This is a genomic window from Actinophytocola sp. NPDC049390, assembly GCF_044466355.1.
GTDB lineage: Bacteria > Actinomycetota > Actinomycetes > Mycobacteriales > Pseudonocardiaceae > Actinophytocola.
This window is the reverse complement of sequence record NZ_JBITMQ010000002.1, coordinates 55574-69928: the sequence shown is the minus strand read 5'-3', so window position 1 is coordinate 69928 and position 14355 is coordinate 55574. Positions and strand designations below refer to the sequence as shown.

Below are 14355 nucleotides of genomic sequence, written 5' to 3'. Positions count from 1 at the left end.
GAGTATTAACGGCCGGTGAAGGGCGAATGGCGGGGGGCTACCGACGGTGGGTGCTACTCAGGCAAAACGGACTTCTCAGCCGTCGCCGTGGATCAGTCGCAGGCGGGGTCTCGGGTCGGGCATGCCGAGGAGCCCACGCAGCCGGGGCAGCGGCAGGTGCAGCCGTTCGGCGAGCACCGGCAGCGGCAGGCCGTGGCGTTCGGCGAGTTCGGCGGCGCGGACGAGCAGTTCGGGTCGTTCGCCCGGGTAGCGGGAGCCGACGGGTTCGTTCGTGCGCCAGCCGAGGCGGGCCAGTGTCGCCATGACGCGGCGCAGGGTCGGGTCGCTGTACACGCCGAGGTCCTTGCCGCGGTAGGCGAGCGCGGCGACGGACACGCCGTAGCCGTCGGCGATCTCCTTCAGCTCGGTGATGTCGACGGGGCTGGGCAGCCGGTCGCGGATCTCGTCGGCGGGCATGAGCAGTTCGGCGGCGAACGCATTGGCCTCGCGTTCGTGCCTGGCATCGCCGGGGGCGGGTTCGGGGTGCAGGAGCAGGTGGCCGAGTTCGTGGGCGACGGAGAACCGTTGCCGCATCGGGTTTCCCTTGTGGGACAACACGATGATGGGTCGGCCGTGGAGTGCGGCGGAGAACGCGTCGATGGTCTCGGCGTCCACGCCGGGCAGCTGTGTGAGCACGATGCCGCGTGCCTCGAGGGTGCGGACGAGGTGGACGACGGGTCCGGTCGGGACGTTCCAGAGCTGCCGGATCATGGCGGCGACGGCGGCCGGTCCGCCGGGGCGGGCGCCGAGCGGGAGGCCGAGGTCGAGCGCGGGGAGTTCGAGGGCGTTGTCGAGCTGGTCGATCAGCTCCCACAGCAGTTCGACGTGGGCGAGTGCCTGCTGCCGCTGGTAGGCGGCGGTGGTGCGCAGCGACCGGAAGTGGGCGCCCGCGGTGTCGAGGCGCAGTTGTGGACGGCCCGCGGTGAAGAAGGAGACGGGCACGTCGAGTGCCGCGGCGCAGCGTTGCAGTGTCTCGCCGCTGGGGCGGGCCTGGCCGAGTTCGTACTGGGAGACGGCGGCCGCGGTGCGGTCGATGGCTTCGGCGAGGTCGCGTTTGCGCATGCCCGCCAGTTCACGGGCCATCGTGAGCCGGGCTGGGGCGAATGCCTGCGCGACGACGGAGGCATCCGGGTGCACGGGAAGGCTCCTTCGAGACGGACAGAAGGTGTTGCCGTGCATAGTGGTCCATGCACGGAGAGTGGGCCGCGCCGGGGGTCAGCCGGACTGGCTGCCTTCCTCGGGGTCGCGTGGCCGCAGCGGCAGCATCGGCTCGGACAGTTCGAAGATGGCCGGGTCGAGCGGGCCGGTCTGCCTGGGGATGCCGACGGCGCCGGTGACGTCCTGGACGCTGAACAGCCATTCCCAGTCCATACGCTTCTCGAGCATCTCGCCCTGGCCGATCCATGCGCCAGTGAGGCCGTGCTCCTCGCTGCCGTTCCACACGAGGAACAGCCTGTCGCGGCCGCCGAGCCAGATCTCGGGTCTGCTGATCAGGCCGTGGTCGTCGATGCCGGTGAGCAGTTCGCGGCGCAGCTCGCTGGTGTCGCCGAGCGAGCCGTGCGGTCCCGCCGGGACCTGGAACTGGTAGATGCCCACCCGGGGCAGCTTCAGCAGGATCGACTGGAACGCGGGGTCCACCTGCAGATCGGGGATCTCGGCGGTGAGCGACCCCGCGGTGGCGAGCAGGTACTGGTAGCGGTCGACGCCGAAGCTGGTGTTGTTCTGCCAGTCGCCGCGTGGTCCGCCGCGCCGGGCGCGCTGGAGTTCAGCAGCGGCCTCGTGTGCGTCCTGCAGCCAACGACAGACGGCGGTAGTCAGGTCGAGCAGCGGGACGGGGTCGATCAGGTTCGCCAGCCGGTCCACACGGTCTCCTACTTGATCCGCCACTCGCGTTTCGAGTCGTGCCACTTGATTTTCGCGCACGATCCGCTCACGTGTGGGGATTGTGGCCGGGCGTGTCTCAGGCCGGGTCGGCTGCGGTGACCGCGTACTCGGACAGCGCGATGCGGTTGGGCAGGCCGGTCTTGGTGATCAGGCTGGACACGTGCTTCTCGACGGTGCGTGGCGACAGGTGCAGGCGGTTGGCGATCTCACGGTTGCCGAGCCGGTCGGCGAGCAGGCGCAGCACCTCGTACTCGCGGACGGTCAGTCCCGCCGACCGCAGCGCGGAGGGCATCTCCGCGACGCCGGTGCGCCGCTGCCCGACCCGCACGCCGCTGTTGCGCAGCAGCGCACGGCACGCGCTCGCGACGGCGGGGATGTCGGCGGAGTGGAAGTAGTCCTCGGCGGCGCGCAGCCAGTCGACCGGGGTGCCCCACCCGTCGGTGAGCGCGCGTTCGGCGACGAGCCGCAACCCGAGGTGCCTGCCCATGGTGTACGGGGCGCCCGCGGTGAGCGCGTCGGCCAGGGCGGCGTCCGCCTCGGCCACGTCACCCGCTCGTCCGGCGAGCACGGCACGTCCGAACCGGGCGAACATGCGGTCCCACCGGAACCCGGCCGCGGGCGAGGACGCGACCTCGTCGAACTCCGCGCGGGTGATCGTGTCGGTGACGGCACCGAGCAGCAGGTCGAGGCCGTAGCGGCCGCCGAGGTGGAACACGGTCGGCGTGGTGTCCTCCGCCCGCAACGCCAGCGCCTGTTCCTCGATGGCGCGGGGCCGGTTCTCCTCGAGCAGCGCGCAGAACGCGCGGGCGAGCCCGTACACGCGGGGCGCGTACAGCGGCTGCGCGTCCCCTTCCCAGCGCCGGAACGCGGCGAGCGCCTCGTCCATGTCCCTGCGGCGGCCGCGGTGCCCGGCGAGGATCGCGCGCACCATCAGCACGTAGTGGACGCACTCGACGAGCTTGAGCCTGCTGGCCGCCGCGAGCACCTGGTCGGTGAGCGCCTCGGCGGCCGCGAAGTCGCCTTCGAGGATGGTGTAGAGCGCGATGCTCTGTTCGGCCTGGTAGCGGGCGGTGACCGCGCCGACGAGCGTGGCCTGGGCGCGGGCCTGTTCGAGCCGGTCGAGGTAGCCGTCGCGCAGCGCGTCGTCGTTGCCCAGCCGCACCAGCGCGTGGATCTCCCAGATGGGCAGGTTGTGCCGCATGGCGGTGGCGCGCGCCCGTTCCAGGCAGGCGGTCGCACCCACCGGGTCCTGGGACCGCAGGAGCGTGCCGAGCAGTTGCCACGCCTGGCACGCCACGGACGGCAGCGGCACCCGGTCGGCGACCTCGGCGGCGCGGCGGGCGAGTGCCTCGGCCTTCTCCAGCTGCCCCGGGCCGGGCACGTCGAGCACGATGTGCGCCTCGACGACGTCGATCGGCGCGGTGTCGGCCTCGTCGGCGCCGGGGCCGAGCAGGGCACGTGCCGTGCTGATCTGCGCGAGGTTGCCGGGGCCGGAGCCCGCGACCTGCGCGGCCCACGCGAGCCGGGTGTGCAGCCGTGCCCTGCGGCGCGGGTCGAGGCCGCCGACCTGGTCGAGCGTCCTGACCGAGGCGACGGCGCGTTCCACCAGCCCGGCTTCGGCGAGCGCGTACACGAGGTGTTCGAGGGTGTCGGCGCGTTCGGCGGCCTCGTCTCCCGCGAGCAGGTCCCATGCCCGGTCGAGCAGCCCGACGGCCGAGTTCGCGGCGCCCTGGGTGCTGGCGCGGCGGCCGGCCTCGGCGAACAGCCTGCCCGCGACGGTGGTGTGACCGGCTTCGAGCCGCAGTGTCGCCGCGGTCTGGCACCATTCGCCGGGCAGCCCCGGGTAGACGGTCGCCAGGGCGTCGGCGACCTGTTCGGCGACGCGGGCCCGCATCGCCGGGGTGAGCAGCGTCAGCATCGCCTCGCGGACCAGCTGGTGCTGGAAGGTGTACCAGTCGGGCAGCTGGTCGTCGGGTTGGACGAGCTGTGCGACGGGTTCGCCGTGCAGGTGGGACAGCAGTTCGCGGTCGGGCAGCCCGGTGACGGCCTGTGCGACGGCGAGCGGGAACCGCCTGCCGACGACGGCCGCGACGGACAGCAGCTGTTGCACGGCGGGGCCGAGTGCCTCGATGCGCCGGGCGACGGTCCTGGCGAACGTGGCGGGCACGTCCTCGGGTGGCGGGTCGGCCATGCGCCAGCCGGTCCCCGAGCCGCTCTCGGAGGGCACGAGCAGTCCGCCGTCGACGATCCCGCCGAGCAGTTCCTCGATGAGGAACGGGTTGCCCGCGCTGCCTGCCCACAGCAGGTCGACCGCCTGCGGTGGCACGTCCGCGGCGGGCACGGACAGGCACGCGCCCGCGAGGGCGCGCAGCCCGGCCTGGTCGAGCCGGTCGAGTTCGACGAGCACGGCGGTGCCGCGGCGGGCGGCGGCGCGGGCGAGGTCGAGCGCGGGGCACGGTTCGTTGCGGATCGCGCCGAGCAGCAGGGTGGGCTGGCGGTCGAGGTTGTCGATCAGGTATTCGACGACCGCGAGGCTTTCCGCGTCGGCGTCCTGCAGGTCGTCGAGTGACACGAGGCAGCCGCAGTCCCGGCCCGCGAGCCCGGTGAGCCGGAGGACGGCTTCGGCGAGGATGACGAGCGAGGTGTCCTGCTGGTCCGCGACCGGGGTGCCCCAGTCGGGGATGAGCCGGGCGAGCACCGGCCGGTAGGGGCCGAGGGCGGCGATGTCGAGGTGTTCACCGGCGCGCAGCAGCGACAGCAGTGCTTCGGTGAGCGAGCGGAAGGGCACCATGGGGCCGATGGCGCTGCCCCGGCCGCGCATCAGGACCATGTTGGCCTGGAACGCCTGGTCGGCGGCCGCGGCCGCCAGTCTGGACTTCCCGATGCCGCTCTCGCCGACGAGGAACACCGCGCTGCCCCGCCCGGCGGCCGCCGCGGTCAGGGCGTGCTCGACGGTACGGAGCTCCTGGTCGCGGCCCACCACGGTTGACGAGCGGTTCCGCACGATTGTCGAGACTACCGAGGTGGGCTCCGCGTGATCCAGAGTGGTGCGGACTTGGCTCGGTCCGCACCACCAGAGACCGCGTCAGCTCGGGTCGTCCTCGCAGCAGGTCGTGTGCGCGCCCGCGGTGACGTCGTCGAACGCACCCGCGAGGCCGAAGGCGAGTGCGCCCGCGGAGACGGCCATGCCGGCGAGGGCGGCGGCCCGCACGCCGAAGGTGATGGCGGGCATGAACCGCAGCAGCGGTGTCGGGTAGCCGCGCTCGTCAGCAGCGGTGGTCTCGTCGGCGGTGGTGTCGGTGGTGAACTGGTCGTCGGACACGGTGTGCTCCTTGGTTCTCTCAGTGGGTGTGTGGGACGTGGTCTGTGGGGCGGGACGGTTCGAGCAGCAGGACGGACGGCACCCGCTCCGGGTTGCCCAGCCGCAGCAGGCCGTAGCCGATGCCCGCGAGGCCGCTGAGCAGGCCCGGGGTCGGTACGCCGCCGGGGGTGCCGCAGGAGGGGCCGTGCTGGGTGTAGGCGTCGAGGATCAGGCCCGCGCGCCTGCGGCGGACCGCGGCGACCTGGTCGGTGTGGTCGCCCGCGAGTGCCTCGACGATGCCCAGTTCGCCGTGGCAGAGGCTGAGGTCGGCGAGGACGGGCCGGTCGGCGAGCAGCGCGGTCCGGTCGTCGGTGACGTCTGCCATCGCGAGTCCGGCGGCTCCGGTGCACCAGCCCAGTTCGCCGGGGACACCGCCGGTGTGTGCCGCCACGAGCGCGGCGGCGTCCGCGTCGTGGGGGGCGAGTGCCCACGCGACGCCCGCGGCGCCGTCGGCGAAACCGGACGGCCCGCCGGGGCCGATCCGGCCGCCTGTGCGGCGGACCAGTTCGGCGAGCCCGTCGGCGCATTCCTTCGCGAGGTCCTCGGCTTCCCGCAGCCCGAGTTCGGCGTGCACGGCGGTCATGGCGGCGAGGCAGCCCGCGCCGCCGCCGGCCACGCCGGCCGGGCCGGGTGCCTTGGCGGCGGCCGCGGCGAGTTCGACGGCTGTGCGGGTGTCCTCGCGCAGTTCGTCGTCGCGCAGCAGCGTGGTGAGCCGGGCCAGGCCGTAGGCGATGCCGCCGAAGCCGTGGAACCCGCCGCACCCGACCGTGCCCGCGAGGTCGGGCCTGCTGCGCATCAGGTCGAAAAGTTGCGGCAGGCCCCGCAGCGCGCTGCGGGCGCTCTCGGCGTAGCGGGCCACGCCGGACAGTTCGGTGAGCTGGGCGAGGAACAGCGCGACGCCGAGGTAGCCGGTGCCGAGGCTCGCGCCCATCGGCAGCACGAGCCAGCGTTGGTCGTCGACGAGTTCGAGGCCGAGCCAGTTGACGCGGTCGCCGCTCGCGTGGGTGCGGGCGACGAGCCGGTCGGCGAGGGCGCACGCGGTGACGAGCAGCCGCTCGGGTGGCGCCGCGGTGCCCGCGAGGTGGCCGGGCAGGGGCGCGGCGGCACGGTGCGGGCTGCCGGGGGTGCGGGTGGCGAGGGCGGCCGCGATGATCCACTCCTGGTCGCGCAGGTCCATCGCGCTCATCGCGTTGACCTTGGCGAGCGCGCTCGCGAGACCGGGCCGTTCCAGCGCGCCGGGCAGGCGGTGCCCGGTCGCGCTCCACAGGTCGGCGGACCCGGGCCGGGCGGTGAAGAGGGGCACGTCGAGGGCCCACAGGTCGGCCAGCTCGTGGCGGGCGACCCGCCACCGCAGCGGGTCGCCCGCGGACTCGACCCACAGCACGTCGAGCGCGTTGTCCCTGGTCAGGCCGTCGCGGAGAAGTTCGGGGCGGGTGGACTCGGCGAGCAGGCGCGCGTAGCCGCGGGAGTGGCGGACCGCGACGCGCACCTCGTCGTCGGCGCACCCGGCGAGGAGGTCGGTGAGCTCGTCGCGGTGGCGGGTGATCGCGTCGTAGGTGGTGTGGAACCCGTCGAGCAGCGCCTTCTGGTGGTCGGCGACGTCCACGGGGTCGCCGCCGAGGCGGGGCAGGTTGCCCTTGCCCGCGCGGGTGACGGTCCGCCGCACCTCGCGCAGCGCGCCCCGCTCGTCGGGTTCCCAGTCGGTGACCACGTCGGACACGGTGCCGCCGCCGAGGGCCGACACGTCGGCCGCGCCGCCCTCGCCCGCGACGACGACCGGCAGCAGCCCGGTGCGCTGGACGGATTCGGCCAGCATCCGCGCGGCCGGGTCGACGCCGCCGCCGACGGGTGCGGCGAGCGCGGGGTGGAACAGCGCCTCGGTGTCGACGAGCACGGGCTGGTCGCCGCTCGCGATGACGTTCTCGAAGTGCATGTCCGAGGCGTGCAGCGCGTGCAGCAGGACCAGCAGCGCGCCCTGCCTGCGGTAGAAGCGGTCGGCGGCGGCCGGGTCCGGCAGCGGGCCGGTGGGCACGAACTCGACCCAGCCGTACCCGTCGCACGCCACGGCGGCGGCGGTGCGCAGGTCGAGGTCGGGCACGACCGTGTTGAGCCAGCGCACGGCGGCGCCGAACCGTTCGTGTGCGCCGAGGTCCCGCGGTTTGTGGACGACGCGGTTGCCGTCGGCGAAGGTGAGGATCGCGACCGAGCGGCCGCGCCGGTGCGTGTCGCCGAGTCCGGTCCGGATCTCGGTGAGCGGACCGGGGTCGGTGCCGCCGAGCAGCGCGGTGACGATCTTCTGGCGGTCGGCGGCGAAGCGGGTGAGCAGTTCGGCGAACGCGTCGGTCTGGAAGGTGCTGGCCTGCCCGAGCAGCCTGGCCAGCACCGGGTACGTGGTGAGGAGCCGCGCGAACCTGGCCGGTTCGGTAAGGCTGCTCGCGAGGTCGGCGGCCCCGGTCACGCGGCCGTCGGCGACGGCGGTGTTCAGCTCGTGGACGAAGGTCCGCGCGGTGATCGACACGAGCGTGCGGGACAGTCTGCGGGCGAACGCGGCGACGAGCGCGGCGACGTCGGCCTGGTGGGCGTACTCGGCGATCCGGTCGGTGAGGTCGTGGGTGGCGGCGGTGACGAAGGGCCGCAGCACGGCGGCGAGCCCGGTACGCCAGTCGGCGGTGTCGACTCGGTGGGCCATGGCGCCGCGGACGGCGCGTTCGGCGGTGTCGGCCCAGCCGGGCCGGGGCACGCGGGCAGCGAGCGTGGCGGGGGGTTCGGTGAGCAGGCCGAGGAGCGCGACCTCGTCGAGCCCGTCGGCGGCGAGGCGCTGGTCGAACCGGTGGCCCGCGCCGAACCCGGCGCGCCATCTGGCGACGCGGTCGCGGGCCTGCGCGCTCGGCACGGTGCCGCGCACGGGGGCCGGCCGTTCGGCGAGCGCGAGGCCGGGCGCCCACCAGCCGGCGGGGAATGCGCCGGCTGGGCCCGTTGCGGTCATGGACAGGACGGTGCCAGCCCGCGCGGCCGAGTTCATGGGTGGAAACTACGCATATTCGGTTCCGCCTCCCCGGATTGGGAAGTGCCGGTTCCGACCCGGCTCAGCGGCCGGACCGCGGGTGGTTGGGGGGCGGGTTTCCACTCATCGGGCCGCCCGCAGCCGGGGAAGGCCGGCTTCCTCTTGTGCGTACCGCCTGACCAGCGGGTTCATCCTGTAGCCGGTGCCGACGGGGGTGAGCAGGTGTGCGTGCGCCAGCGCGTCGAGCCCGTCGCGCAGCGCGGGTTCCGCGCTGGCGAGTGGGTGGCACAGTTCTGCCGGGGTGAGGGTGTCGGTGTCCACGTGCGCGAGCTGGTGCAGCAGCCGCTGTTCGTCGGGCCGCAGGGTGGCGACGTGGGTGGCGATGCAGGCGCGGACGGACAGGTCGGCGACGGTGAGCCGGTCGAGCACGAGGTCGTCGTCGGTGAGCAGGGCGGCCAGGTCGGCGAGCGGGCGGTGCGGGCGTGCGGCGAGCCAGGACCCGGCGATGTGCAGGGCGACGGGCAGCCGTGCGCATGCGTCGACGATCGCCCACGCGGCGTCGGGTTCGTCGCGTACCCGGCCGCCGACGAGCCGGACGAGCACCTGCCTGGCGCAGGCGGCGCCCAGCGGGTCGAGCCGGACGGTCTGGACGCCGGGCAGTGCGAGCAGGTCGCGGCGGCTGGTCATCAGCACCGCGCTCGGCGCGGCGCCGGTCAGCAGCGGCCGCACCTGCCCTTCGTGCGCGACGTTCTCCAGCACGACGAGCACGCGCCGGGCAGCGAGTTCGGCCCGGACGAGCGCGGCGCGTTCGTCGCGGGTGGCGGGTGGATCGGTGACGTCGAGGGACCGCAGCAGCCGGGTGAGCACGGCGTCGACGGAGATGGGAGTGCGGTCGGGCTGGTCGAGGTCGGCGTAGAGCTGGCCGTCGGGGAACCGGTCGCGTACCCGGTGGGCGACGTGGACGGCGACGGCGGTGCGGCCGACGCCGGGGCCGCCGCTGATCAGCGCGGCCTTGGGGCCGGTCGTGGTGAGCGCGCGGGTGACCGCGGCGACCGGGAGGTCCCGGCCGCACAGGTCGGGCACGTCGGGCGGCAGTTCGCAGCGGCCGCCGGACGGCGGTTCGGTGTGTCCGCGCCCGGCCGCGGTGAGCAGGGCGGCTTCCTCGGGCTCGGTCAGGCGCAGCGCGAGCGAGAGCAGCGCCACCGTCTGCCGTTGTGGTCGCCCGGTGCGGCCGATCTCGAGGTTGCGGATCGCGCGCACCGACAGCCCGGACCGGTCGGCGAGATCCTCCTGGGTGAGGCCCGCGCCCGTGCGGTAGGCCCGCAGGACCGTGCCGAACGCGGGGCGCGTCGCCATGGCGGACCTCCTCGAGTCGTGAGTGGACCGGTTCACGGTCTCCTATCCACGGCACCCGCCGCATGGGTAGGGGCCACCCACATTTCCGCTGGCTGCCCGCGTGCTCACGCCCTGTGCGCGGGCCGGGACGCAGTGCTGGTTGTGCCGGTGGTTGTGCCGGTGGAAGTGCCTGGTCCTGACCGCCCTTGATCGGGTTTCGTCATGGCGGGAGCGCCGGGTAGGTCGGCCTCTTGCACGGTGGCGGCACGGCTCCGGCCGGCCCCCTCACGGCAGTCGTGCCGCCACCGCTACGACGTTCACGGAGTTCTCGGAGGTCGGTGTTGAGTGTCGCGTTCGGGTGCGTCGATGTCGCCGGCTTCGAGCTGGTGGGCTACACGTCGGGCCTGTCCGCCGGTCTCGCGAAGGCGCTGGCCGACCTGGACGACGCGGACCTGATGGCCGCCGCCCACGCGGGTTGGGCGGCCGTCCCCGCACAACGGGTGCACGAGGGCGCTTCGGTTCTCGAGCACCACATGACCACCTCCGAAGGGGTGGCGATCATCGACGTGCGGCTGCCGGTCGGGTTGGTGCCGCTGCGGCACGCGGGTGATCGTCCGGAGGTGGTCGGGCTGCGGCTGGCCGCGGTGCGGGTCGGGCTGGCGCGCAAGCTGCTCGACCAGGCGATGGGGGCGCTCACCGACGGCCGGCCGCCGCTCCACCACGTGTTGCGGCTCGGTGTGCTCACCGACGTGCTCGCCGCGCTGACGGCGTTGCGGGGTCTGCTGGAGGAGGCGGTGCTGCGGCCGTCGCGCGCGGCGGTCGTCGACGTGCACCACCGGCTGACCAGGTTGGACTGGCAGGTCGCGAAGTTGTTCGGCCTGCGGGGGAATCTCGCCGATCACCCGGTCCGCGCGTTGTTCGTCGCCGAGCTGGTGGCGAACACGTGGGTCGGGACCTGACTGGGAGTGCCATGAACGACCGAGGAGTTCTCGGCTGGGCGGCGGTGCCCGCACCACGCCGGGGCGACACCGAGCCGGTACGGGTGACTTGCGAAGGCGTGGGGCAGCCGCCGTTGCCGGTGCTGGCGCGCGTGCAGCACGTGTTCTGCGGGCCTGTGGCCGGTGTGGTGTGGCCGATGCTGCGCGGGGAGCTCCGCGCGGGCTCGGTCGCGGCGGGTGAGCTGGTGCTGCTGCGCATCGGCCGCGGCACGGCCGAGACGTGGACGGAACTGGTGGTCGCCGAGGGCCGCGTCTACTAGCCGGCGTCGCGGACCAGCAGCGCCACTTCCACGCGGTTGGCGCAGCCGAGCTTGGTCAGCACCCGGCTCATGTAGGTCTTGATCGAGGGTTCGCTCATGTGGACGCGGCGGCCGATATCCGCGTTGGAGAGCCCTTCGGCGACCAGCTCGGCGATCTCGGTCTCGCGTGGGCTCAGTGCGGTGAGCCGGGCGAGTGCCTCGTGGCGGCGGCCCGCGGCGGGGGCGACCATGCCGAGCACCATCCTGGTGACCTCCGGGGACAGGTAGGCGTCGCCCTCGTGCGCCGCCCGGACCGCGCGGATCAGTTCGTCCGGTGTGCAGTGTTTGAGCACGAACCCGGACGCGCCGTCCCGCAGCGCGCGCAGCACGTTCGGCTCCGTGCCGAAGGACGTCAGCATCACCGCTCGCACGGCCGGCGTCTGCCTGCGTAGTTCGCCGAGCGCCCCGAGGCCGTCGAGGACGGGCATGGTGATGTCGAGCAGTGCGACGTCGGGCCGGTGCCGGACCGCGGCCCGCACGGCGGCGCTGCCGTCGCCCGCGGTGGCGACCACGTCGATGTCGCCCGCGGACTCGAGCACGGTGCGGATGCCCGCGGTGATCAGTGGTTCGTCGTCGGCGACGAGGACGCGCACCACCTAGCTCACCCCGGTCAGCAGGCTGGCGGGCAGCATCACGAACAGCAGCGCGGCGGTCGCGAGTCCGACCATGGTGGCGCGTGTGCGGCCGACGGCGGGTGGCGGTGACGGGGACACGGTGGGCAGCATGGCGACGAGCGTGAACCGGTCTCGGTCGCGGCGGTGGTCGAGGAACCCGCCCGCGGCGCCGACACGTTCGGCGAGCCCGGCGAGCCCGAACCCGCCTCCTGTTTCGGTGTCGTCGGTGAGCGGGTTGGTGACGGTCACGACGAGCGCGTCGTTTTCGCGGGTCAGCTGTATCGCGACGGGCCGACCGGGTGCGTGTTTCACGGCGTTGGTGAGCCCTTCCTCGACGACCCGGTAGACGGCGCGGGACGCGGCGTCGGTGAGCGGGCCGACCGTGCCGGTCACCGAGATGTGGACGCCGGCGGCGCGGAAGTCGGCGACCAGGGCGGCCACGGCTTCGGCGCCCGGTGACTCGTCCGCGGCGCCGCGCAGGGACCCGATCAGCTGGTACAGCTCGGTCACGGCGTCTCTGGCGCTGCCCGCGAGTGCCCGCACGGCGTCGCGTTGTGCGGTGGGCAGGTTCCCGACCTCGATCGCGGCGGCCTGCACGGATACCAGACTGAGCCGCCGGCCCAGTGAGTCGTGCATGTCGCGTGCGATGCGCAGCCGTTCCCGCAGTTGTTCGCGTTCGGCCAGCAGCGCCTGTTCGGTGCGCAGTTGCCGGTTGTGCGCGTCGAGTGTGCGGACGAGGGTGCGGTGCTGGGCCAGGTAGCGGCCGACCAGCAGCGGCAGCGCGACGAACATGACGACGGTCGCGATGTGCTGGGGCGCGGCGGCCGGGGTGTGCAGCACCTGCAGCCCCTCGGTGAGGAGGGCGGTGGCCGCGACGAGCGCGGTGTCGGTGCGGGTGAGCAGCGTGAGCCCGGTGGCGTAGGCGGTCCAGGCGAGGAGGGCGCACGCGGCGATCACGAGCAGCCCGAACAGTCCTCGGTGGCCGTGCAGTCCGGCGACGAACATCGTGCCTTCCGCGGCCAGGACGGCGGCGACGGCGAGGTATCGGCCCATGGCAGCAGGTTACGGGTCGACTTTCGTCGACTGTGTTCGCGACTTTCGCGGACAGCGGGTCCGGTCCGGTGGTCCTTAGCGTGCCGGTGTGATCGAAGTGGATGGACTGACCAAGCGTTACGGGCGGACCGTCGCGGTCGACGACCTGACGTTCCGGGTGGAACCGGGTCGGGTGACCGGTTTCCTGGGTCCGAACGGCGCGGGCAAGTCGACGACGATGCGGATGGTGCTGGGGCTGGACCGCCCGTCGGCGGGCCGGGTGCTGGTCGACGGCCGCCCGTACGCGGAGCTGACGGACCCGCTGCGGCGGGTGGGGGCGCTGCTGGAGGCGCGGGCGGTGCACGGCGGCAGACGCGCCGACCACCACCTGTTGTGGCTGGCGCAGACCAACCGGATCCCAAAGTCCCGGGTGGGCGAGGTGCTGGAGCTGGTCGGGCTGGCCGGTGTGGCACGCAAGCGCGTCAGGACGTTCTCGCTCGGCATGCACCAGCGCCTGGGCATCGCGGCCGCGCTGCTGGGCGACCCGGGTGTGTTGTTGTTCGACGAGCCGGTGAACGGGCTCGACCCGGAGGGGATCGTCTGGCTGCGCACGCTGCTGAAGGGCTTCGCGGCGCAGGGCCGGACGGTGCTGGTGTCGAGCCACCTGATGAGTGAGATGGCGCTGACCGCGGAGCACCTGGTGGTGATCGGCCGCGGCAGGTTGCTCGCGGACACGACGGTGGCGGACTTCATCGCGGGCAACTCCCGTTCGTACGTCCGGATCACCACCCCGGACCCGGCCCGGTTGAGTGCGGTGTTCGCGGCGGAGGGAATACAGGTGACCGACATCGAGGGCGGGGCGCTGGCGGCGCACGGCGTGGACCCGGCGCGGGCCGGTGAGCTGGTCGCGGCGCACGGGCTGGTGGTGCACGAGATGGCGTTGCGGCAGGCGTCGCTCGAGGAGGCGTTCGTGCGGATGACCGCGTCGGCCGTCGAGTTCCGGGAGGGGGAGTGACGGTGTTCCTCGCGGTGTTGCGCGCCGAGTGGACGAAGGCGCGGACGGTGCGGTCGACGTGGTGGAGCCTGGTCGTGTCGTCGGTGTTGTCCGTGGGGGTGGCGGCGCTGCTCGGTCTGCGGCTGTCCGGTGACATCGACCGGATGGCGGTGCATCCGGCGGAGTTGGGGTTCTTCTCGGTGCTGATCGGGCAGATCGCGCTGGTGGTGTTCGGGGTGCTGGTGGTGAGCGCGGAGTACACGACGGGCACGGTCCGCGCGTCGCTCGCCGCGGTGCCGAGGCGGGGTGTGTTCCTGGCGGCGAAGGCGCTGACGGCGACCGGAGTCGCGGCCTTCGCGGCGGTGGTGGTCGCGTTGGGGTCGTTCTGGGCGGCGCAGTGGGGGCTCGGCGAGCACGGCGTCGACCTTGGCGATACCGCTGTGTTGCGTGCGGTGCTCGGCGCGTGCGCGTACCTGACGCTGATGTGCGTGTTCGCGATGGCGGTCGCCACGGTGCTGCGGAGCACGGCGTTGTCGCTGGGGATCATGATCCCGGTGCTGTTCCTGAACTCGCAGGGCCTCGCGAACCTGCCCGCGATCCGGCCGGTCACCCAGTACCTGCCCGACCAGGCTGGGTCGGTGATGATGACGGTCAGCGAGGGGATCCTGGGCCGGCGTGACTTCGGGCCGGGCGGCGCGTTCCTGATTCTGCTGGCGTGGGTGGCGGTCGCCCTGGCGGGCGCTTACGTGTCGGTGCGCCGCCGGGACGCCTGAGCCAGCCGCCGAGCGCCCCAGA

The 14355-nt window shown here is 73.5% G+C and carries 12 protein-coding genes; 4 read left to right on the top strand and 8 right to left on the bottom strand.

Annotated elements, in window-relative coordinates; translation table 11 throughout:
* Positions 1–75: 75 nt before the first annotated feature.
* The 6 genes from ACIBVP_RS06670 to ACIBVP_RS06645 form a co-directional block, all read right to left on the bottom strand.
* Positions 76–1176 carry a helix-turn-helix domain-containing protein gene (locus ACIBVP_RS06670; protein ID WP_396105010.1) on the bottom strand — a complete coding sequence of 367 codons (1101 nt, stop codon included), beginning with the start codon at positions 1174–1176 and terminating at the stop codon, positions 76–78.
* Positions 1177–1254: 78 nt separating this feature from the next.
* Positions 1255–1902: a hypothetical protein gene (locus ACIBVP_RS06665; RefSeq protein ID WP_396105009.1), complete on the bottom strand. Its 648-nt coding sequence runs from the start codon at positions 1900–1902 to the stop codon at positions 1255–1257.
* Between the two features lie 97 nt (positions 1903–1999).
* Positions 2000–4927: an ATP-binding protein gene (locus tag ACIBVP_RS06660; protein ID WP_396105008.1), complete on the bottom strand. Its 2928-nt coding sequence runs from the start codon at positions 4925–4927 to the stop codon at positions 2000–2002.
* Between the two features lie 81 nt (positions 4928–5008).
* Positions 5009–5245 (bottom strand): hypothetical protein, encoded by a 237-nt coding sequence (locus tag ACIBVP_RS06655; protein ID WP_396105007.1) that lies wholly within the window; start codon positions 5243–5245, stop codon positions 5009–5011.
* Between the two features lie 19 nt (positions 5246–5264).
* Complete coding sequence (locus tag ACIBVP_RS06650) at positions 5265–8270, bottom strand: type 2 lanthipeptide synthetase LanM family protein (RefSeq protein ID WP_396105006.1); 3006 nt, start codon at positions 8268–8270, stop codon at positions 5265–5267.
* A 141-nt stretch (positions 8271–8411) separates the two neighbouring features.
* On the bottom strand, positions 8412–9644 hold the full coding sequence (locus ACIBVP_RS06645; protein WP_396105005.1) for a helix-turn-helix domain-containing protein: 1233 nt from the start codon (positions 9642–9644) through the stop codon (positions 8412–8414).
* Positions 9645–9964: 320 nt separating this feature from the next.
* Between ACIBVP_RS06645 and ACIBVP_RS06640 the strand changes: the two genes are divergently transcribed.
* A complete protein-coding gene (locus ACIBVP_RS06640; RefSeq protein WP_396105004.1) occupies positions 9965–10582 on the top strand; it encodes a hypothetical protein in 618 nt (205 codons plus the stop codon).
* Between the two features lie 11 nt (positions 10583–10593).
* The gene (locus ACIBVP_RS06635) at positions 10594–10881 is read left to right on the top strand and encodes a hypothetical protein (RefSeq protein WP_396105003.1); all 288 of its coding nucleotides are present in this window, start codon (positions 10594–10596) and stop codon (positions 10879–10881) included.
* Here the strand turns inward: ACIBVP_RS06635 and ACIBVP_RS06630 are convergent.
* A complete protein-coding gene (locus ACIBVP_RS06630; protein WP_396105002.1) occupies positions 10878–11516 on the bottom strand; it encodes a response regulator in 639 nt (212 codons plus the stop codon). The two genes, ACIBVP_RS06635 and ACIBVP_RS06630, sit on opposite strands and share 4 nt — an antisense overlap.
* The gene (locus ACIBVP_RS06625) at positions 11517–12587 is read right to left on the bottom strand and encodes a sensor histidine kinase (protein WP_396105001.1); all 1071 of its coding nucleotides are present in this window, start codon (positions 12585–12587) and stop codon (positions 11517–11519) included.
* Between the two features lie 88 nt (positions 12588–12675).
* On the opposite strand from ACIBVP_RS06625, the gene ACIBVP_RS06620 reads away from it, so the two are divergent.
* Entirely contained in the window at positions 12676–13581 is a 906-nt protein-coding gene (locus tag ACIBVP_RS06620; RefSeq protein WP_396105000.1) for an ATP-binding cassette domain-containing protein, read from the top strand.
* Positions 13578–14333 (top strand): ABC transporter permease subunit, encoded by a 756-nt coding sequence (locus ACIBVP_RS06615; RefSeq protein ID WP_396104999.1) that lies wholly within the window; start codon positions 13578–13580, stop codon positions 14331–14333. The genes ACIBVP_RS06620 and ACIBVP_RS06615 overlap by 4 nt, the downstream gene beginning before the upstream one ends.
* The last annotated feature ends 22 nt before the right edge of the window (positions 14334–14355 follow it).

Bases quoted from the DNA above. Each gene is read 5' to 3' on its own strand.
- ACIBVP_RS06650 (WP_396105006.1), bottom strand. From the start codon at position 8,270: ATGACCGCAACGGGCCCAGCCGGCGCATTCCCCGCCGGCTGGTGGGCG.
- ACIBVP_RS06645 (WP_396105005.1), bottom strand. From the start codon at position 9,644: ATGGCGACGCGCCCCGCGTTCGGCACGGTCCTGCGGGCCTACCGCACG.
- ACIBVP_RS06635 (WP_396105003.1), top strand. From the start codon at position 10,594: ATGAACGACCGAGGAGTTCTCGGCTGGGCGGCGGTGCCCGCACCACGC.
- ACIBVP_RS06625 (WP_396105001.1), bottom strand. From the start codon at position 12,587: ATGGGCCGATACCTCGCCGTCGCCGCCGTCCTGGCCGCGGAAGGCACG.